The organism is Streptomyces sp. NPDC045955 (assembly GCF_056430805.1).
In genome coordinates, this window is the sequence record NZ_JBWKKY010000001.1 from 189,945 (window position 1) to 209,615 (window position 19,671).

At 68.4% G+C, this 19,671-nt stretch carries 17 protein-coding genes and 4 pseudogenes; 10 read left to right on the forward strand and 11 right to left on the reverse strand.

All coding sequences use genetic code 11. The features are described from left to right. Positions 1 to 14: 14 nt before the first annotated feature. The gene (locus AC07F0_RS00860; RefSeq protein WP_478972489.1) at positions 15 to 1,688 is read left to right on the forward strand and encodes a penicillin-binding transpeptidase domain-containing protein; all 1,674 of its coding nucleotides are present in this window, start codon (positions 15 to 17) and stop codon (positions 1,686 to 1,688) included. A gap of 28 nt (positions 1,689 to 1,716) precedes the next feature. Here the strand turns inward: AC07F0_RS00860 and AC07F0_RS00865 are convergent, their stop codons facing one another. After that, the gene (locus AC07F0_RS00865) at positions 1,717 to 2,082 is read right to left on the reverse strand and encodes an SsgA family sporulation/cell division regulator (RefSeq protein ID WP_478972492.1); all 366 of its coding nucleotides are present in this window, start codon (positions 2,080 to 2,082) and stop codon (positions 1,717 to 1,719) included. 169 nt (positions 2,083 to 2,251) lie between these two features. Between AC07F0_RS00865 and AC07F0_RS00870 the strand changes: the two genes are divergently transcribed. The 6 genes from AC07F0_RS00870 (at position 2,252) to AC07F0_RS00895 (ending at position 7,310) form a co-directional block, all read left to right on the forward strand. Then, positions 2,252 to 3,364, forward strand: coding sequence for an energy-coupling factor ABC transporter permease (locus AC07F0_RS00870; protein ID WP_478972495.1), 1,113 nt, complete (start codon positions 2,252 to 2,254; stop codon positions 3,362 to 3,364). A 1-nt stretch (position 3,365) separates the two neighbouring features. Next, complete coding sequence (gene cbiQ, locus AC07F0_RS00875) at positions 3,366 to 4,127, forward strand: cobalt ECF transporter T component CbiQ (RefSeq protein WP_478972497.1); 762 nt, start codon at positions 3,366 to 3,368, stop codon at positions 4,125 to 4,127. Continuing rightward, a complete protein-coding gene (locus AC07F0_RS00880; protein WP_478972499.1) occupies positions 4,115 to 4,891 on the forward strand; it encodes an energy-coupling factor ABC transporter ATP-binding protein in 777 nt (258 codons plus the stop codon). The genes cbiQ and AC07F0_RS00880 overlap by 13 nt, the downstream gene beginning before the upstream one ends. A 10-nt stretch (positions 4,892 to 4,901) precedes the next feature. After that, positions 4,902 to 5,339, forward strand: a complete 438-nt coding sequence (locus tag AC07F0_RS00885; RefSeq protein WP_478972502.1) for a MarR family winged helix-turn-helix transcriptional regulator — start codon at positions 4,902 to 4,904, stop codon at positions 5,337 to 5,339. 316 nt (positions 5,340 to 5,655) lie between these two features. Continuing rightward, positions 5,656 to 6,102 (forward strand): organic hydroperoxide resistance protein, encoded by a 447-nt coding sequence (locus tag AC07F0_RS00890; protein ID WP_478972505.1) that lies wholly within the window; start codon positions 5,656 to 5,658, stop codon positions 6,100 to 6,102. Positions 6,103 to 6,146: 44 nt separating this feature from the next. After that, positions 6,147 to 7,310, forward strand: a complete 1,164-nt coding sequence (locus AC07F0_RS00895; RefSeq protein WP_478972508.1) for a serine hydrolase domain-containing protein — start codon at positions 6,147 to 6,149, stop codon at positions 7,308 to 7,310. 42 nt (positions 7,311 to 7,352) lie between these two features. Here the strand turns inward: AC07F0_RS00895 and AC07F0_RS00900 are convergent, their stop codons facing one another. From AC07F0_RS00900 to AC07F0_RS00915, 4 genes and pseudogenes are all read right to left on the reverse strand, one after another. Then, positions 7,353 to 7,628, reverse strand: a complete 276-nt coding sequence (locus AC07F0_RS00900; RefSeq protein WP_037667980.1) for a DUF1876 domain-containing protein — start codon at positions 7,626 to 7,628, stop codon at positions 7,353 to 7,355. Positions 7,629 to 7,699: 71 nt separating this feature from the next. Continuing rightward, positions 7,700 to 7,792, reverse strand: a pseudogene (locus AC07F0_RS00905) (EamA family transporter); the annotation flags it as partial. Positions 7,793 to 7,922: 130 nt separating this feature from the next. Beyond that, positions 7,923 to 8,807: a hypothetical protein gene (locus AC07F0_RS00910; protein ID WP_478972511.1), complete on the reverse strand. Its 885-nt coding sequence runs from the start codon at positions 8,805 to 8,807 to the stop codon at positions 7,923 to 7,925. Positions 8,808 to 9,425: 618 nt separating this feature from the next. Then, the gene (locus AC07F0_RS00915) at positions 9,426 to 9,896 is read right to left on the reverse strand and encodes an NPCBM/NEW2 domain-containing protein (protein WP_478972514.1); all 471 of its coding nucleotides are present in this window, start codon (positions 9,894 to 9,896) and stop codon (positions 9,426 to 9,428) included. A gap of 470 nt (positions 9,897 to 10,366) precedes the next feature. Here AC07F0_RS00915 and AC07F0_RS00920 point away from each other — a divergent pair. After that, a pseudogene (locus AC07F0_RS00920) lies at positions 10,367 to 11,282 on the forward strand (phosphotransferase enzyme family protein). A 3-nt stretch (positions 11,283 to 11,285) separates the two neighbouring features. On the opposite strand, the pseudogene AC07F0_RS00925 reads toward AC07F0_RS00920, so the two are convergent. Then, positions 11,286 to 12,655: pseudogene (locus AC07F0_RS00925) on the reverse strand (sporulation protein). A 205-nt stretch (positions 12,656 to 12,860) separates the two neighbouring features. Here AC07F0_RS00925 and AC07F0_RS00930 point away from each other — a divergent pair. After that, positions 12,861 to 13,418 carry an ATP-binding protein gene (locus AC07F0_RS00930; RefSeq protein WP_478972517.1) on the forward strand — a complete coding sequence of 186 codons (558 nt, stop codon included), beginning with the start codon at positions 12,861 to 12,863 and terminating at the stop codon, positions 13,416 to 13,418. A gap of 586 nt (positions 13,419 to 14,004) precedes the next feature. On the opposite strand, the pseudogene AC07F0_RS00935 reads toward AC07F0_RS00930, so the two are convergent. The 3 genes and pseudogenes from AC07F0_RS00935 to AC07F0_RS00945 all read right to left on the reverse strand — a co-directional run. Then, positions 14,005 to 14,584: pseudogene (locus AC07F0_RS00935) on the reverse strand (EamA family transporter); the annotation flags it as partial. Beyond that, the gene (locus AC07F0_RS00940; protein WP_478972520.1) at positions 14,581 to 15,096 is read right to left on the reverse strand and encodes a YbaK/EbsC family protein; all 516 of its coding nucleotides are present in this window, start codon (positions 15,094 to 15,096) and stop codon (positions 14,581 to 14,583) included. The gene AC07F0_RS00940 and the pseudogene AC07F0_RS00935, both read right to left, overlap by 4 nt. 43 nt (positions 15,097 to 15,139) lie before the next feature. Then, the gene (locus AC07F0_RS00945) at positions 15,140 to 15,325 is read right to left on the reverse strand and encodes a hypothetical protein (protein ID WP_401470353.1); all 186 of its coding nucleotides are present in this window, start codon (positions 15,323 to 15,325) and stop codon (positions 15,140 to 15,142) included. Positions 15,326 to 15,415: 90 nt separating this feature from the next. Between AC07F0_RS00945 and AC07F0_RS00950 the strand changes: the two genes are divergently transcribed. After that, a complete protein-coding gene (locus AC07F0_RS00950; protein WP_478972523.1) occupies positions 15,416 to 16,555 on the forward strand; it encodes a glutathione-independent formaldehyde dehydrogenase in 1,140 nt (379 codons plus the stop codon). A gap of 79 nt (positions 16,556 to 16,634) precedes the next feature. Here AC07F0_RS00950 and AC07F0_RS00955 read toward each other — a convergent pair whose 3' ends face one another. Both AC07F0_RS00955 and AC07F0_RS00960 read right to left on the reverse strand, forming a co-directional pair. Further along, positions 16,635 to 18,851 (reverse strand): MMPL family transporter, encoded by a 2,217-nt coding sequence (locus tag AC07F0_RS00955; protein WP_478972526.1) that lies wholly within the window; start codon positions 18,849 to 18,851, stop codon positions 16,635 to 16,637. A gap of 103 nt (positions 18,852 to 18,954) precedes the next feature. Beyond that, on the reverse strand, positions 18,955 to 19,554 hold the full coding sequence (locus AC07F0_RS00960; RefSeq protein WP_478972529.1) for a TetR/AcrR family transcriptional regulator: 600 nt from the start codon (positions 19,552 to 19,554) through the stop codon (positions 18,955 to 18,957). Positions 19,555 to 19,671 lie beyond the last annotated feature (117 nt).

Consider the following 19,671-nt stretch of genomic DNA (forward strand, 5'->3'; position numbering starts at 1 on the left):
AGGAACGAACAGCAGTGGGCAACAGAAGGCGCGTCGCCGAGCGAGGGAAGACGAGACCCGCCGTGATCGGCGGGATGATCGCCGTGGTCGTCGGCGGTGCCGGGTTCGGCGCCTACGCGCTCTACGGCGCGGGCGCGGCGGCCGACGACGGCACCCGTGCGGCCTCCACCGACCAGAAGCCCAAGGTGAAGACCGGGCCCCTGTCGGCGACCGAGGTCACCACCACCGCCCGGACCTTCCTCACCGCCTGGCAGTCGGGGAAGGTCACCGAGGCCGCCGCGGCCACCGACGACTCGGCGGCGGCCAGGTCCCAGCTCACCGGCTACACGAAGGAAGCCCGCATCAAGGACGTCACCCTCACCCCGGGCAAGCCCACGGGTGACAAGGTGCCGTTCTCCGTCAAGGCCACGGTGGCGTACAAGGACACCGAGAAGCCGCTGGCGTACGACAGCGCGCTGACCGTCGTGCGCCGTACGAGCGACGGGAAGCCGCTGGTCGACTGGCACGCGGCGGTCGTCCACCCCGACCTGAAGGACGGCGACAAGCTGATCACCGGCGAGGCGGGCACGCCCCCGGTCAAGGCCCTCGACCGGGACGGCGGCGAGCTGACCAAGCAGAAGTACGCCTCGATCGGCCCCATCCTGGACGGGCTGCGCGAGAAGTACGGCAAGGAGGCCGGCGGCAAGGCCGGCATCGAGCTGCGGGTCGTGCGCGGGAAGTCCGCCAAGTCGGACGACCTGTCCGACAAGACCCTGCTGGAGCTGAGCAAGGGCACGCCGGGCACGGTGAAGACCACGCTGGACCCGGCCCTCCAGGCGGCGGCCGAGCAGCAGGTCGCGAAGAAGGCCCGGTCGTCGGTGGCCGTGGTGCGGCCCTCGACCGGCGAGATCCTGGCCGCCGCCAACGCCTCCCCCGGCTTCAACACCGCCTTCCAGGGCTCCCTCGCGCCCGGCTCCACGATGAAGGTCATCACCTCGTCGCTGCTGATCGAGAAGGGCCTGGCCGCGGCGGACAAGAAGCACCCGTGCCCGAAGTACTTCACGTACGGGCACTGGAAGTTCCAGAACGACAAGAAGTTCGAGATCAAGAACGGCACGTTCAAGGCGAGCTTCGCCCGCTCCTGCAACACGGCCTTCATCAGCCAGGCGCCCAAGCTCAAGGACGACGACCTGACCAAGCAGGCCCAGCAGGTCTTCGGCCTGGGGATGAACAACTGGGCGATCGGAGTGCCGTCCTTCGACGGCACGGTGCCGGTGCAGTCGGCGGCCCAGATGGCCGCCTCGCTGATCGGGCAGGGCGGCGTCCGGATGAACCCGCTGAACATGGCGTCGGTGTCGGCGACGGTCAAGTCCGGCACCTTCCGCCAGCCGTACCTGGTCTCCCCGGACGTGGACGGCCGCAAGCTCGCGACGGCCTCGCGCACGCTGTCGGCGGGCACGCTGTCCCAGCTGCGTGAACTGATGGCGTACACGGCCGACTACGGCACGGCCGCGGAGGCGATGGCCGGGATGGGCGGCGACGCCGGCGCGAAGACGGGGTCCGCCGAGGTCGACGGCCAGAAGAAGCCGAACGGCTGGTTCACCGCCTACCGGGGCGACCTGGCGGCGGCGGGTGTGGTCCAGCAGGGCGGGCACGGCGGATCGACGGCCGGTCCGATCGTGGCGGCGCTGCTGAAGGCGGGCGGCTGAGCCTCAGGGCCTGACGCCCGGGCCGGGCTCAGTGCCTGACCGGTTCCGCGGCGGCCGTGTACGTCCGCCGCAGGAACCGCAGCAGCGGCTGCCGCTCGAACTGCACCACCGACACGCCCTGCGCGGAGTGGAACTCCACGACGGCCTGTACCCGGCCGCACGGCCACACCCGCACCTCACCGCTGCCCGTGGGGGCCCGCAGCCCCTCCTCCAGCAGCCGGCGGTCGAAGGTCCACTCCCGTTCCCCGGCCCCGGGCAGACGGATCCGGACACTGCGGGGATCGCGCTCGGGGTCGTACCGCAGCGTCACCGGAACCGCTTCCAGCTCGTCGGTCAGCGGGACGGCCGCGTCCGTGACGATGTGGGCTCGCGTGTACTGCTCGACTACGGACATCGGACAGACCCTTCACCGTGCGCCACCTGTGCGGAGACTGTGCGTCCATTCCCTCTCCAATGTCGCATATTTTCCGCATAGCGCTCCCGGAGGCCGGAGATATCGCACGTGAGGTAAAACAAGGTTCCCGCTCTTGCACATCATTCGCATCAAGCCACATCATCGAACGGTGCATGTACCCGACGGATTCATCAACGCGCCCACCTCCGCCGCCACCGGTGTGATCGCGGCGGGCGCCGTGGCCGTGAGCCTGCGCGGCGCCCGCCGCGAACTCGACGAGCGGACGGCACCGCTGGCCGGACTCGTCGCGGCGTTCATCTTCGCCGTGCAGATGCTGAACTTCCCCGTCGCGGCGGGGACCAGTGGCCATCTGCTCGGCGGTGCGCTCGCCGCGATACTCGTCGGCCCCTACACCGGGGTCCTGTGCGTCTCCGTCGTCCTGCTCATGCAGGGCATCCTCTTCGCGGACGGCGGCCTGACCGCGCTCGGCGTGAACATCACCAACATGGCGATCGTCACGACGGTCGTCGCCTACGCCCTCTTCCGCGGCCTGGTGAAGGTACTGCCCCGCAGCCGCCGGTCGGTCACCGTGGCCTCGTTCGTCGCCGCCCTGGTCTCCGTCCCGGCCGCCGCCCTGGCGTTCACGCTGATGTACGCGGTCGGCGGCACCACCGACGTGTCGATCGGCAAGGTCGCCACCGCCATGATCGGCGTGCACGTCCTGATCGGCATCGGCGAGGCCGTGATCACCGCGCTGACCGTCGGCGCGGTCATCGCCGTCCGCCCCGACCTGGTGTACGGGGCGCGTGGCCTGACGCAGAAGCTCAAGCTGCGGGTGAACGGCGAGCTGGTCGACGCGCCGGGCTCCGAGCCCGCGCCCGTGGCCGCCCGGACCTCGCACCGCAAGGTGTGGGCCGCGGGCCTGGCCGCTTCCCTGGTCCTGGCCGGGTTCGTCAGCTTCTACGCCTCCGCGAACCCGGACGGCCTGGAGAAGGTCGCCGCCGACCACGGCATCGACAAGAAGACCGAGGAGCACGCCGTCGCGGACTCCCCGCTCGCCGACTACGGCGTCAAGGACGTCGACGACGCCCGCCTCTCCGGGGGGCTGGCCGGCGTCATCGGCGTGGGCGTCACGGTCGTCGCGGGCAGCGCGGTCTTCTGGGCCGTCCGCCGCCGCCGTGACGACGACGCCTCCCCCTCGAACACGACGGGCACGATGGACACGCCGGGAGCGACGGACGCGTCGGACGCGTCGGACGCGACGAGCACCACGAGCGTCTGACATGGGAGCAGGGCACGCGCACAAGCTCTACCGGCACGGGCACTCGCCCGTGCACGGACTGCCGCCGCACACCAAGCTCGCCGCCGTGTTCGCCTTCGTGGTGGTCGTGGTGTCGACGCCGCGCGAGGCCATGTGGGCCTTCGGGCTGTACGCCCTGCTGCTCGGGACCGTCGCGTACGTCGCGCGGGTGCCCGCCGGGTTCCTGCTGCGGCGGCTGCTGATCGAGGTGCCGTTCGTCGCTTTCGCGGTGCTGATGCCGTTCGTGGCGGAGGGCGAGCGGGTCGACGTCCTCGGTCTCTCCCTGAGCGTCAACGGCCTGTGGGGCGCCTGGAACGTGCTCGCCAAGGGCACGCTCGGCGTCGCCGCCTCCGTACTCCTCGCCGCCACCACCGAACTGCGCGAACTGCTCCTCGGCCTCCAGCGGCTCAAGCTCCCGCCGCTCCTCGTCCAGATCGCCTCCTTCATGATCCGCTACGGCGACGTCATCACCGACGAGATGCGGCGCATGCGGATCGCCCGGGAGTCCCGCGGCTTCGAGGCGAAGGGCGTCCGGCACTGGGGCGTCCTGGCCAAGTCCGCGGGCGCCCTGTTCATCCGCTCCTACGAGCGCGGCGAGCGCGTCCACCTGGCCATGATCAGCCGCGGGTACGCCGGCTCCATGCCGGTCATCGACGAGGTGACCGCGTCCCGGTCGCAGTGGTCGTACGCCCTCGCCCTGCCCTGCGCGGCCCTCGTCGTATGTCTGCTGGGATGGACCCTGTGACTGATGTGACGCCTTCCCTGGACGTGGCCGGACTGGCCTTCGCCTACCCCGACGGGCACCAGGCCCTCTTCGGGGTCGACTTCTCGATCGCGCGCGGCGAGCGGGTCGCGCTGCTCGGTCCGAACGGCGCCGGCAAGACGACCCTGGTGCTCCACCTCAACGGCATCCTGAGCGGCGGCACCGGCACCGTGAAGGTGGCCGGACTGCCCGTCGGCAGACAGCACATGGCGGAGATCCGGCGCCGGGTCGGCATCGTCTTCCAGGACCCGGACGACCAGCTCTTCATGCCGACCGTCCGGGAGGACGTGGCGTTCGGGCCCGCGGCGGCCGGGCTGAAGGGGCCGGAGCTGGAGCAGCGCGTGGACCGGGCCCTGGAGCGGGTCGGCATGGCGGAGTTCAAGGACCGCCCGCCGCACCACCTCTCCTTCGGGCAGCGCCGCCGGGTGGCCGTCGCGACCGTCCTCGCCATGGAACCGGAGATCCTCGTCCTCGACGAGCCCTCGTCCAACCTCGACCCCGCTTCCCGCCGCGAACTGGCCGGCATCCTGCGGTCGTTGGACGTGACCGTGCTGATGGTCACGCACGACCTGCCCTATGCCCTGGAGCTGTGCCCGCGCTCCCTGATCCTCAGCGAGGGCGTGATCGCGGCGGACGGCCCGACCGGCGAACTGCTCTCCGACGAGGACCTGATGCGCGCCCACCGGCTGGAGCTGCCGTTCGGCTTCGATCCGCGTGCCGTGCCGGCCGCTCCGGCCCGTCCGTGACAATGGGCGCGTGACGAACGAGGAGACCGAGAGCCCGCTGCTGCTGGACCGGCAGCTGTGCTTCGCGCTGTACGCCGCCCAGCGCGCGGTGACGTCGGCGTACCGTCCGCTCCTCGAGGAACTGGGCCTCACCTACCCGCAGTACCTCGTCCTGCTGGTCCTCTGGGAGCGCGGGGAGACCACGGTGAAGGAGCTGGCGGCCGCGTTGCGCCTCGACTACGGCACGGTGTCGCCGCTGCTGAAGCGGCTGGAGTCGGCGGGTCTGGTCCGGCGTGAGCGGTCGGCGCGGGACGAGCGCTCGGTGCTCGTGGCGGTGACCGGGCGCGGAGAGGAACTGAGGGAGCGGGCCGCGAGCGTGCCCGGCGCGCTGCTGTCGGCGACGGGGTTCGACGACACGGAGGTCGCGCGACTGCGCGAGGAGCTGTGGCGGCTGGCGGAGCGCCTCTAGGTCGTGTCCGCAACGTCCCGTCGTCCGCCTGGAGGGCGGGCCCCGCGGCGTCTGGTGCGTGCTCTCGGCGCGCCGGGCGGAGTCCCTCGTACTGGATGTACTTGGGGCTTCGTCCGGTGCGGCGAGTGGGGGCACCTCCCACGCCCTTGAGGCAGTGGGGGAGCGTGCCAGGCGTCGCGGGGCAGGCGGGGCTTTGCGGACACGGCCTAGGAGCGGTTACCCACGGTTGCCCACCCCTGGTGGCGGACGGTCGGTTACCGGCCAGTATCTTGTGCACGATGTGTTTGTGCACACTTGTTTCCCGGGGGAGGACAGCATGATGGACGGCCCCGCCGTCGACACCCGCCCGACGAAGATCATGTACGTGGCCGAGGCCACCGCCCACGGCGGCCGCGAGGGCTATGTCACCAGCCAGGACGGCCAGCTCGACCTCAAGGTCGCGATGCCCCCGCAGCTCGGCGGCGACGGCAACGGCACCAACCCGGAACAGCTCTTCGCGGCCGGCTACAGCTCCTGCTTCCACAACGCGCTGATCCTGGTCGGCAACCGCGAGGGATACGACCTGACCGGTTCGACGGTCTCCGCGAAGGTCGGCATCGGCCCCAACAAGCAGCGCGGCTACGGCCTCGCGGTCGCCCTGAGCGTCTCGCTGCCCGTCCTCGACCCGGACCTCGCGGGCAAGCTGGTGGACGCGGCCCACGAGGTCTGCCCGTACTCGAACGCGACCCGCGGGAACATCGACGTGACCATCCTGCTTGGCTGAAGGGGAACGAGGAGAGCACCGCAGCGATACGAGGAGTTGTGGACGTGGACGTGCACGGCACAGTGGCCGAGGGCTTCGAGCCGGTCAGGGACGCGTTCGTGCGGAACTTCGCCGAGCTCGGGGAGCGGGGCGCGGCGGTCGCCGTCTACCGGGACGGACAGCGGGTCGTCGACTTGTGGGCCGGCACGAAGGACGTCGACGGCACGGCCCCCTGGGAGCGCGGCACCGCCCAGGTCGTGCGTTCGGCGACGAAGGGTGTCGCCGCCGCCGTACTCCTGCTGCTGCACCAGCGCGGACACCTGGACCTGGACGCGCCGGTGGGCCACTACTGGCCGGAGTTCAAGGCGCGGCACAAGGAGCGGGTGCTGGTCCGGCACGTCCTGAACCACCGGGCCGGCCTGCCCGTGCTCGACCGGCCCCTCAGCCCCGAGGAGGCCCTCGACCCGCTGCGGGGGCCGGAGGCCGTCGCCGCCCAGGCCCCCGCGTGGGAGCCCGGCACCGACCACGGCTACCACGCGCTCACTTACGGCTGGCTGCTCGACGAACTGGTGCGACGCGTGACCGGGCAGGGTGCCGGCGCATGGCTCGCCGCGCAGCTCACCGGCCCGCTGGGCCTGGACCTCTGGCTGGGTCTGCCGGACGCGGAGGCCGGCCGGGTCGGACGCGTGGGCCGCGTCGAGGGACCCGAGCCGGCCGGCGGCCTGCGCACCCGCCCGAAGCGCTCGGTCACCGCGGCCTACGAGGACCCGGCCTCCCTGACCCGCCGGGCCTTCGCCGCGATCACCCCGTTCCCGGACCAGAACGACCCGGCCTATCGCGCGGCGGCCCTCCCCGCGACCAACGCCATCGCGACGGCGGACGGACTGGCCCGCTTCTACGCGACGCTGATCGGCGATACCGCCGGCGCGGCACGCCTGTTCACGCCGGAGACGGTCGCACTGGCCCGGGCCGAGGAGTCGGCGGGCCCCGACCGCGTCCTGGTGGTCGGCACCCGCTTCGGCCTCGGCTACATGCTGCACAGCAGCGCCTCCCCCTTCCTCACGCCGGGCTCCTTCGGCCACCCGGGCCGCGGCGGCGCCCTCGGCTTCGCCGACCCGGACACCGGGATCGCGTTCGGCTATGTCACCAACGGCTTCCGCAAGACGGTGACGGCGGATCCGCGGGCGCAGGGGCTGGTGCGCGCTGTGCGGGGAGCGCTGGGACTCTAGACGTCTTGGACGTCTTGGACTTCTTGGACGTCTTGGACGTCTCTAGACGTGAATCGGGTGGGAGGTCCGCCCGGACGCCTGGTCGATCTCCTCGTGCGCCTTGGTCAGCAGTTGCATGGCGAGCTCGTTGAGTGCCCGGGCGCCGGCGATCTCCTCCCCGACTCTGGGCTGATTGACGTCGGTCCGGTGCCGGCTGGCGTGCCCGCGCGCCCGTACCTCGGTGCCGTCGGGCAGCCGGACCATCGCCACCGCCTGGGTGTGCTGGTCGTCCTCCCGGAACTCCATCTCGACGTGCCATCCGACTCTGGTGTGCATCATGTCGATCACCTCCGGAACGCCTAGTTCCAGGGTCCTCCTCAGAAGGGGGATGCGCACCCGTCCGACCCGGACTATCCGGTGTGCAGCATCAGCCCGATCCCGGCGACGAGCAGCCCGGCCGCCACGATTCTCGGCGCCCCGAACCGCTCCTTGAAGAACACGGCCATGCTTTGCTGGTCAGAGGCTGGATGAGATCACACCCGCCCTCGTCCTGCGCCATGCGTGCTCGGTGCGGTCGTGACGCGACTTGTCCGGCGCGAGTCGGCTTGGTCACTGCGACGATTCCTGGTGCAGCTATCGCACTGTGAACGAACCACTCTTGGTGATCTTCCCGGATGGGCACTGCGGCGCCTTTTCAGTGGCGGTGTAGGTGTACGTGCCAGGCCGAGTTCCCTTACCTACCGTCACGACCGTCTGCCAACCGCCGCTAAGCCCAACCCGTGGTGTAGCCGACTGAGCAAGGAACTTGGCCGCGGAGCCCGCAGGCACTGTGAGATGCACCGTACCTCCAGGCAGCCAGTTGTTACCTTTTTGAACAAACCGCGACCCGACCACTCCAGAATCGGGGATCGTAGCCATCGTCGGATTCCTTGGGCAGCCGGGTGAGGAAGATTTTCTTACGTGATAGCAGCCCCAGGCCGTATCGACTTCATCACTTCGGACATCTTCTACCCTATCGATCGCATCACGCCCGTACTGCAACTTGCAGACCGTGGTGACGGTGAACCTCACCGGGGGACTGCATCGCCAGCCATAGGCGTCATAGCCCGACGGATGACCCACAAATACCAGTTTCGCCCCTTTGGATTCACAAAAGCTCTCCAGGTCGGGCGGCCCCGCGTAGCCAATCGCGTCCATACATTGCCAAGCAGAGTATGTTGCACCCATGGTTTTAAGCCTGCTGGTAGGGTCGTTCATTTCCGGATAGGCGGATGCGCAAACTTTGTCGACGTCGATATCCACTTGATTCCCGTCACCATCAATGCAGCGCAGGGATTCTGCGTCGCTCCCGATTGCCGTAACGCCCTTCCCGTGCCCTGCAGCGAGGCAGTATTCGTCGAACTGGCTCTTTGAAAGAGAGTGGAGGTACCTTCCCTGGGCGTTAGCGTTTGAGGCCACGATGAGACCCGATCCTGCAAGTGCAAGGCTCGCGATGAAGATCATCAGGAGGCTTTTCATCTCAGCCCCTCTCCCTCGGTGGACACCAGATAGGGTGACTGGATTCGTTCGCGGCAGGCCCTAGCTAGTGCGGGCAAGGTGCAAAGGTGGCCCAGTCCCGCTGCCCGGCGACAATCTGCTCGACTTTTCCATTTCTCATATTGAACCTGATGACCTTCCCCGCAAACTCCCGCACTGTGGGCGCAAATACGAGTTCCTCAAGTCCACCCTCCAAGGGTGTACTGGAGACCTCGCGGGCATAGGTCCGCATGACGTCAGCTCGTGTGCTGCCGATGCGAATCCCAGATGCAGTTGAGTTCGAGACCGCTGGCTTCGACACGGAGATGGCGGCGAGGCTGTCATTCACAAACCGCAGCAGCATCCCGTCTGGTCCTCCGGACACGCTCAGATCCGCACAGGCCGGCTCGCCTACCTTGGGGATTGATCGACACTCGCAGGGTCTGAGGAATCTTCAAACCCCTTGGGCTCGCAGTAGGATGGAATGTCAGGTAGCCTGCCCAACACGCGGACATGTGGGGCCGATGCTGCGTGAGCCGAGGCGCTGAGCGTGATCATCAACGCCGACACTAGTGTGAGGTTAAGGATTCGAGTCGCCTCGGGCTCATGGAATTGCAGGTCCTAGTTGCTAAGCCGAACGTCTCCCCATACGCCGTAGCAATAAGTGTCTATTTCTTCGGACGAGTCATAGGATACTTTGAGTATCAGCCGTAGCTTCCCTGATACGTTGAGGGAAATCTCACTCGACTCGCCGATTTGCATTCTTTCCTCGTGCAGTCTTGTTCCGTCTGCGAAGACCTCAAACTTCAATGCCGCTTCACTCGGAGAATCGTCACGCAGCCCGATAGTGGCATCGAGATTATGCCATTTGCGGCCAAGGTTATATTCCGCGTCACCATAGGGTACGTAGCCCTTATCGGCTTGCATGACGACGCTCTGCGCATACTGCTCGCCATTGATCTCTGCAGGCTCGTTTGCCACTCCGTACTCGGACCTCAGTGGATCAATATCGCTTAGATACTGCACTTGAGATCCCTGGTTGACCGTTTCTACTTCCGCGATGGAAGTAGCGGAAAAGGAAAGGCCGACCATCGAGGCTAGCATGATTGTCGCGAAGATTCGCCTTTTCGTTTTCATGGTCACATCTTTCTCTGTGCATCACTCATAAGTGGCGATCATTAGGCAAATGAGAAAGATAAGCGTTGCACCAGAGGCCGGAAAACCCTCACGGCATTGAGCGGAGCGTGGCGAGGCGTCGCTGCTTCCAGGATGGACCCGTTCGAGTTCCGGCGCATCTTGCACCTGCGACCGACATCCGCTTGCCCCGTGCAACGCACCACGCACCGCGTGAAAACAACAACTGTGACGGTCGCCAACACGCGCATTGGATCGTGGCGCAGATCCCTGCGAAGTGGACCAAGCAATCGGCCATGCGCGCGGTTGCCTCTCGTCGCGGCTCCAGCAACTGGGTACGGTCGTGGTCGTGTCCGGTGCACGTCGGGGTTGGTCACCCGTGGGCGTGCGCCGGTTGATCGCGCGCGACTAGGGGAGCTGGTACGGGCATGGCGGTTGACGCTGCTCGATCGGATGAGGGGTTCACGTCTGCGAGGGCTACGCGAGTGATGGCGTCCGCGTGCCGGGCGGCGGGGCTCGACGACAGGGGAGCCGAGTTGATCCGGCTGGGAGAGAACGCGTTGTTCCGGCTGGCCTCGGCCCCGGTGATCGTGCGTGTGGCTCGTGGGCAGGAGTGGCTGCCCAAGGCTCGTGTAGAAGTGGCCGTTTCGCGGTGGCTGGCAGAGGAAGGGTTCCCTGCCGCGCGCATCATTGAGGATCTTGAGCAGCCTCTCGTGATCGAGGGGGCACCCCGTGACGTTCTGGCATCTGATCGTTGAAGGTGATCGGAAGGCCACCTACGGAGAGTTCGGGGGCATCCTGCGGGATCTGCACTCTCTAACGGTGCCGGAGGGGCTTGAGCTGCCTTCGTTTGATCCGTTCGACAAGCAGGAGCTGCGGCTGGACCGGGCCGTGATCCAGGAGGATGACAAGGTCTTCCTGCGGAAGCGGTGGCGGGAGCTGCGGGACAAGTATGGCGAGTTGCGGTTCGAGACCCCCAAGGGGCCCGTGCACGGTGATGCCCACGTACAGAACCTCATGGTCGACGATCAGGGGAAGGTGATCCTGATCGACTTCGAGGCCTTCTGCTTCGATCACCCTGAGTGGGATCTGATGGTCACGGCTGTTGAGCACCACAGCCTTGGGTGGCAGACCGATGAGCAGTACGCCGACTTCGTGGCCGCGTACGGTCGGGATCTGTACGACTGGGACGGCTACGAGACGCTGCGTGGCCTGCAAGAGTTCGGGATGACAACGTGGCTCATGCAGAACGTGCAGGAGGACGAGCGGACTGCGGCTGAATACCGCCGGCGCATTGCTGGTCTGCGTGATGACGATGCGCCTCGGGACTGGCGGCCCTGGTAGCTGCTACTCGTCGTCCTCCAGGCGGGCGAGTGCGTCTCGCACCTGGTCGTTGAAGGCGGCCACGGCCGGGTTCGTGGCGTGGGTGCTCACCTTGGCTTGGAAGTCGGTGATGTAGCGCTGGAAGCGTGTTGACTGGAGGGTGTCGCCGCCGTCCACGGCCAGGCTGGCTGTTGTGACGGCGGCTTCCAGTTCGCCGTTAAGTAGCTGGCTTTGGGCGAGTACCAGGCGGCAGAAACCCAGGGTGCGGGCGTACTTCGGGTCGGTGCTGTCCACGGCGCGCTGCGCCTGCTCGACCGCTTCACGGCGCATCTGGAGGTCGCGGAAGCAGTGGCAGAGCTCGCCCATGAGTTCCGCTTCGTCGAAGTAGCCGAACCATGCCGGGTCTTCTGCGGTGTCGGCGCGCTCGAAGTGGCGCTCTGCTTCGTTCATGGCCCGGCCTGCTGCGATCGGGTCGCCTGCGTTGGACAGGGCTCGCGCTTCCATGGCCGAGTAGTTCGCCATGGCGCGCGGGGTGGCCCGGCCCTTGGCACCCTCGACGGCGGCGCGGGCGAGCTGGATGGCTTGGGTGTGGTTGCCAAGGTAGTTGGCCTGGTGGCTGAGGTTGCCGAGGATGCGGGCGCCGAACATTCGGTCGTCGATGACCTGGGACAGGCGCAGTGTGGATGTCAGGTAGCGGTGGGCGAGCTTGTGGTTTCCGGTGTCGTACGCGGTCCATGCGAGGAGCTGGGAGACCTCGGCGGCGGCACCGAACAGTGCGGTGCCCACCTTCTCGCTGTAGCTGGCGTCCAGCAGGGGCAGGACCTCGTGGCGGAAGTAGTGGCGCAGTGCCTTGTGGCCGTGGCCTCCGCCGTACTTGAAGTCGAGTTGCATGAACATGCTGGCCGCGTCTCTGATGGCGCGGACCTCGCGCATGCCGATGCGCTGGTGGGCGGGTCGGTGGGCCTGGATGCCGTCGGGGCGGGCGATCATCCATGACAGGACGGTGGAGCTCAGGTCGGCGTCCGCGATGATCAGTTGATCGCCGGGGTTTCGGCGCGTTCCTGGGTGATTCCCTCCAGCATGGACAGGGCGTCGGGGACGGTGGTGGGGTAGCCAATCGGCTGAGGTGCGGGCGGCTGGGTGTGGTCGAAGAATCCGAGATCGCCGGGTGTGATGCGTCGGCCGAGCTTGGCGCCGAGGACGTCCGCCATGATCGCCGCTGTCCGGGGTTGGATGCCTGCGCCGTCCCGCCATCGCTGTACGGCGATGTGGGTTGTCCCGAGGGTGGTGCCGCGTTGCTCGGCGGCGTCCCGCATGCGTTTCGCGAGGCCCTTGTTCGAGACCTTCGCCTCGGCCATGACAGCGATTAACTGCGCGTTTGGCTCTCGGTTCATGCTCCCCTGCCAACCCGAGAATGACGGCGAGTGTTCATGGTGTCACAACTGAGGTGTCGCGGGGGTTCGTTGGTGAACCCCCTTCGCATTTCCGGTGCTCACGTGAACCCCCTGGTGAACGCTGCCGGTCACGCACCTCAAGCCGTGTACTGGCTTGCGTGACGCAAGCGATGGGTGAGCCATCGGAGGCTCGAAAGGGGGCGTGATGGACGCCGGGAAGACCGAGCACTTGGCGAAGGAACTGGACGCATACGCGCACTGGTACGTGGCGCCGGATCCGTCCTCCAACGGGCACTATCTGACGCTGACGCTCTTCGCCGAGTTCGACGACACGGCACGTGTCGCACGTGACCTGACGGCGGTGTTCCTTCGGGGCGCGGGTGCTGATGCGCTCGTGGACGATGCGCGGGTGGCCGTTTCGGAGCTGGTCGGGAACGTGGTGAACCATGCGGTGCCGGAACGCCACCTCGCCCTTCCGGGCAGCTGTCGGCGTATCGACGTGACGTTCAAGCTCTGGCCGAAGTGGCTGTTCATCGGGGTCACGGATGAGGATTCGACCCCTCCCGTGCTTCCGCTGGGAGAGACGTTCTCCCCGGGGTTGCTGGGTGAGATGTCCGAGGCGGTGCTCCCTGTGAGCGGTCGAGGGCTGCTCATCTGTCAGCGGCTGGCGACGGCGGTCTGGTGGACGCCGCATGAGAAGGGCGGCAAGACGGTCTGGTGCCGCTTCGACCGCGACAACGGGGCCGACGACAGACCGGATTAGAGATCTCCGGGTCACCGTGCCGGTCTGCTCCCACGCGATCGGGAGCGGACGGTGATCCGGACGGCCGGACTGACCTTTCCGGCCGGGGCTGGGGCCTGGACAGCACCCAGCCTGGGGGCGCGGCTCCTGGTTCCCCTCGGGGGCTCCCCTCCCGAGTAGGGGCCGCGCCTTACAACCCCATACCGAGACCGGGCCACCCCATCAGCCCTGGAAAGCGAAGGGTGGCCCGGCAGGGGACGCGACGGTCCCCGGTGCCTGATGGTACCGGGGTCGTCGCATTGCGTTGCTTCCGACCCCTGGGCCAAGGAAGTTGACGATCCGTTATCTCGGAAAGGGCTGAGGTGGACGCCGTGGCTGGCGCGGGTGAGGACTGGCTGAGCGATGGGCTCGACGACATCGCGGGCGTGGACTCCGGGCTGTGGGTGTCCGGTGTCGACTACGTGGCGGGGTGGCGGGTCGCGCCGGAGGCTGCCGACCGGCTGAACCGGGCGCCTCGTCGGCGGGCGGACGACCACGGCGGCGAACAGGAACCGGTAGATCGCGTTCATGCGGGCGTAGTCCTCCTCCTTCTCCAGCCGCTCCCAGTTGGCTTCGGCGTAGGCGGGGATCACGACGCCCTGCACGGCCATCAGCCAGGCGATGTAGCCGAGGGAGGATCTGGAGGCCCGCACGCCGAGCCCGTCGACGACGGTGTACGCCGCGATCGTCAGCCCGGTCGCCAGGGCCGCCCCGATCGCCGCCCAGTCGGGCCGGCGCCCGCGCAGTCCCCACACGGCGACGCCGGTCAGCCCCGCGCACGACAGGGCGATACCGGCGGCGGCCCATCCGTCGGGCACCTCGTGCGCGAAGACGGCGGCGAGCACGGTCACGACGAGCGGCGCGGTGCCGCGCGCGATGGGATAGGCCTGCCCGAAGTCGCCCAGCCGGAAAGACTTCATCAGCAGCGCGTAGTAGGCGATGTGTATGGCGGCGGAGCCGAGCAGGTACGGCCAGGCCCGGGCCTGCGGAAACGCCACGAAGGGCGCCAGGGCCAACCCGATGACCACCCCGCCGCCCGAGATCAGCGCGAACCCGGCCAGCTTGTCGGTGATCTTGTGGGCGATGGCGTTCCAGCTGGCGTGGGTGACGGCGGCGAGCAGGACGGCGGCGGTGACCAGAGGTTTCACGCGGAGAGCTCGCGCACGTCCACGAGGGTGGCGCCGGCGTGGGCGACGAGGTCGCGGGGCGCCATGGGGAACACGGTGTACGGCGTCCCGGCGGCGGCCCAGACGACGTCGTGGGCCAGCAGGGACCGGTCGGCGAGCACGCGCGTCCTCGTCCGGTGCCCCAAGGGCGGCACCCCGCCGATGGCGTACCCGGTGGTCTCCCGCACGACATCGGCCCTGGCCCGCGTGACCTTGTCCGCCCCGAGCTCCTTGCGCATGAGCTCGAGGTCGACCCGGGAGGCCCCGTCCATGAGCACCAGCACCGGCACGCCGTCCGCCGCGAAGATCAGCGACTTGCAGATCTGGCTCAGCTCACACCCGAGCGCGGCGGCGGCCTCGGCGGCGGTACGGGTGGCTTCCGGGAACCGGCGGACCTGGCGTACGAGGTCCCCGATCCCCAGCTCCCGCAGGGCCTCGGCGAAACGGGGGTGCGCTCCGGGGTTCTCGGCGTCCGTGGCGTCTGTCGTCGTCATGCGGGCACGCTAGCGGTACGTGCGTGAGGCACGCGAGGTGGTTTCAGCCGGTGGCGTCCTCCGGCCGGACGTCCGCGAACTCCCACCACGCGAGCGGCAGCCAGTCCCCGTCGACGAAACCGTCGACGGACCCTCCGGTGCCCTGGATGGTCACGCGCGTGCCCTCCGGATAGACGATGCCCGACAGGCCGGGGACCGCTACGAGCAATGTGCCGATACGTCGTGACAAGGCTGTACTTCCTTCCGTCTGTAGATGCAAATCGTCTCATCATGCACCAGCCTGGTATATGACCCACGGCACAGTTGGAGGTGCGTGACGATGAGGGCTGTCGTGTACAAAGGCCCCTTCGAGGTAGCGATAGAGCAAGTGGAGGACCCACGGATCCAGCACCCGAACGATGTGATCGTCCGTGTCACCTCGACCGCCATCTGCGGCTCGGACCTGCACATGTACGAGGGCCGTACCGCCGCGGAACCGGGGATCGTGTTCGGCCACGAGAACCTCGGGGTCGTCGAGGAGACGGGAGAGGGCGTCACCTCGCTCAGCCGCGGCGACCGGGTGGTGATGCCCTTCAATGTGGCATGCGGCTTCTGCAAGAACTGTACGGCCGGCTTCACGGGCTTCTGCCTGACCGTGAACCCGGGCTTCGCCGGCGGCGCCTACGGCTATGTCGCGATGGGGCCCTATGTGGGAGGCCAGGCGGAGTACGTGCGCGTGCCGTACGCCGACTTCAACTGCCTCAAGCTTCCCGAGGGCACCGAGAAGGAGACCGACTTCGTCCTGCTCGCGGACATCTTCCCGACCGGCTACCACGGCAACGAACTGGCCGACGTGCGTCCCGGTGACAGCGTCGCCGTCTACGGCGGCGGACCGGTCGGGCTCATGGCCGCCTACTCCGCGATGCTGCGCGGCGCGAGCAAGGTGTTCGTGGTCGACCGGGTGGCTGAGCGGCTGGAGAAGGCGCGGGAGATCGGTGCCGTGCCGGTCGACTTCACCCAGGGCAGCCCGGCGGAGCAGATCAAGGAGCAGACCGACGGCCAGGGCACGGACAAGGGCATCGACGCCGTCGGCTACCAGGCGCAGGCGCAGGGCGAGGACCGCGAGGAACCGGCGACCGTGCTGAACGCGCTCGTCGAGACGGTCCGGCCGACGGGCGCGCTCGGCGTGCCCGGCCTCTACGTCCCGCGTGATCCCGGCGGGCCGGACGAGCAGGCGAAGCAGGGCATGCTGATGGTCTCCATCGGGCGCCTCTTCGAGAAGGGGCTCCGCATGGGCACCGGCCAGTGCAACGTCAAGCGGTACAACCGCCACCTGCGTGACCTGATCATCGAGGACCGCGCGAAGCCGAGCTTCGTCGTCTCGCACGAGCTTCCTCTCGACCAGGCGCCGACGGCGTACGAGAAGTTCGACAAGCGCGTCGAGGGTTACACCAAGGTCGTCCTCCACCCGCACGCCTGAGAAACACGCATGAGAAAGCAGAGCCGGTGAGGGCTCCCCGTCCCACGGGGCCCTCACCGGCCGGTCTTTCGGGGTGCGGTCAGGCGCGTGCCGGCTCCCTGTCCTGATCCTCGCGGTCGGTGTCCGCGCGCAGGCCTTCGCCCTCGACATCCACGTTGGGCAGTGCCCGGTCCAGCCACTTCGGCAGCCACCAGGCCTTGCGGCCGAGGAGGGCCAGGACGGCCGGGACGATGGCCATGCGGACGACGAACGCGTCGAAGAAGACCGCGATCGCGAGGCCGAAGCCGATCATCTTGACCATCGACTCGGACGAGCCGATGAAGCCGGCGAAGACCGCCATCATGATGACCGCCGCGGCCGTCACCACCCGGGCGCCGTACCGGAAGCCCGTCACGATCGCCTGGCCGGCCTTCTCGCCGTGGACATAGGCCTCGCGCATCCGGGTCACCAGGAAGACCTCGTAGTCCATCGCCAGGCCGAAGACCACGCCCACCATGAAGATCGGCATCATCGACATGACCGGGCCGGTCTGCTCGACGCCCATCAGGTCCGCCAGCCAGCCCCACTGGAAGACCGCGACCACGGCGCCGAGGGCCGCCATCACCGACAGGAGGAAGCCGAGGGCCGCCTTCAGGGGGACCAGGATCGAGCGGAACACCACGATCAGCAGGAGGAAGGCCAGGCCGACCACCAGCACCAGGTAGGGGATCAGGGCGTCGTTGAGCTTCTCGCTGACGTCGATGTTCATCGCCGTCTGCCCCGTGACCAGCACGTTCGCGTCCGAGTCGGCCTTGATCCCGGCGCCCTTGCCGCGGATGGAGTGGACCAGGTCCTCCGTCGCGACCGATGACGGCTTGGAGTCCGGGATGACGGTGATCGTCGCCGTGTCACCGGCCTTGTTGGGCGCCGGCGGCGTCACCGTGACGACGTCCTCGAGGCCCTTGATCTCGTCGCCGACCTGTGTGAAGGCCGCCTTCGGGTCGTCGCTGTCCTTGGCGTCGACCACGACCATCAGCGGGCCGTTGAAGCCGGGCCCGAAGCCCTCGGAGAGGAGGTCGTAGGCGCGGCGCTGCGTCGTGGACGTGGGCTGGGCGCCGTCGTCCGGCAGGCCCAGTTCCAGGCTCGCCGCCGGGACGGCCGCCGCGCCGAGGCCGAGGACGCCGAGCAGCAGCACCGCGACCGGGCGGCGGACGACGAAGCTCGCCCAGCGCGTGCCCAGGTTCGGCTTGGCCGGCTCGTCCTGCCCGTCCTGCTTCTTCGCCCGGCCGAGCAGCCTGCCCTTCTCCCCCGCCGGCTTCACCCTCCGGCCGGCGTACCCGAGCAGCGCCGGGATCATGGTCAGTGCGATCAGCACCGCGACGGCCACGGTGCCCGCCGCCGCGACGCCCATCTTCGTCAGCATCGGGATGTTGACGACGGACAGGCCCACCAGGGCGATCACGACCGTGAGGCCCGCGAAGACCACCGCGGAGCCCGCCGTGCCGACGGCCCGGCCCGCCGCCTCCTCGCGGTCACGGCCCTCGGCCAGTTCCGCGCGGTAGCGGGAGACGATGAACAGCGCGTAGTCGATGCCGACCGCCAGGCCGATCATCATCGCCAGGGTGGAGGTCGTCGAGCCCAGGTCCAGCGCGCTGGCCAGCGCCGTGATCGTCGAGACGCCGATGCCCACGCCGACGAGCGCCGTCAGCAGCGGCAGACCGGCCGCGACCAGCGAGCCGAAGGTGATGACGAGGACGACGGCGGCGACCGCGATGCCGATGATCTCGGTGGTGCCGGTGTGCGGGACCGTCTGGAGCGCGTCACCGCCGATCTCGACGGTCAGCCCGGCCTTGCGGGCGTCCTGCGCGGAGTCCTCCAGGGCGTCGCGGGAGGAGTCCTCCAGCTCCATCCCGGAGACCTTGTAGGACACCTGCGCGTACGCGACCGTGCCGTCCTTGCTGACGGCCCTCGCCCGGTACGGGTCGGTGACGCGGACGACCTCGGAGCCGTCGGAGAGTTCCTTGACGGTTTCCTGGACGGTCGCCTTGTTGCCGGGGTCGGTCATCTTCTCGCCGCTCGGCGCCTTGAAGACGACGCGTGCGGTGGCTCCGTCGGCGCTCGCGCCGGGGAAACGCTGTTCCAGCAGGTCGAAGGCCTTCTGCGCCTCGGTGCCGGGGATGGAGAAGGAACTGTTGCCCGCGGCGGGTGCGCCGGCCGCGCCGGCACCGGCGAGGGTCAGCAGGGCCACCCATATCAGGGCGACGAAATGCCGCCGCCGGAAGGAGATCCGGCCGAGTTTGTAGAGGAATGTGGCCACGAGGGCGTACTCCCGGTCAGGTCGTGGGGTCGGTTCTGGGCAGGGCTGATCAGCCCGACGACGTGAGCGGTGACGTCAGGTGGGGATGTGCTGAGGGGGTTTGTCAGTCGACGGGAATGCCGAGGGCGGGGAGGACCACGGCGTCGATGTACGAGGTGAGGAACGCCTGCGTGGGTGGCTGGTCATCGATCAGGGTGCGCGTGGCGAAGGCGCCGACGAGCATGTGCACGATGTAGTCCAGCGCCGGGCGGCCGGCCTCGACCTCACCGCGGTCGACTGCTCTTTGCACCACCCGGTGGAACTCCTCCATCTCGGGCTCGATGAGCAGTTCCTTGAAGGCCTGGAGCAGGTCCGGGTTGCTGTGGACCGCCATGAACAGACCGCGCATCAGCGCGGCGTTCTGCTGCATGGTGCAGTCGTCCTCACGCGAGGTGAGGGCGTGCAGGTCGCCCCGCAGGGATCCCGTGTCGATGTCGGCGACGCTGCCCGGCTTGTTGTGCCGGATCGCCTTCGCCACCAGCTCCGGCTTGCCGCCCCACTGGCGGTAGAGCGTCGCCTTGCTGGACCGCGTGCGGGCGGCCACGGCGTCCATGGTGAGGGCGTCGTAGCCGACCTCGCGGAGCAGGTCGAGCACGGCCGCGTACAGCTCGGCCTCACGCTCGGGGGTGATCCGACTGCGACGCGCGGCGGCGACCTCAGCCATCTCGCTCACCTTCCTGCTCCGAACGACACGGTTTCGTACACCACGAAGATAGCGCACGCCCTTACGAAACGAAACCGTTTCGTACGTGTCCTGGGTCACGACCGCGGCCCCGGCCAT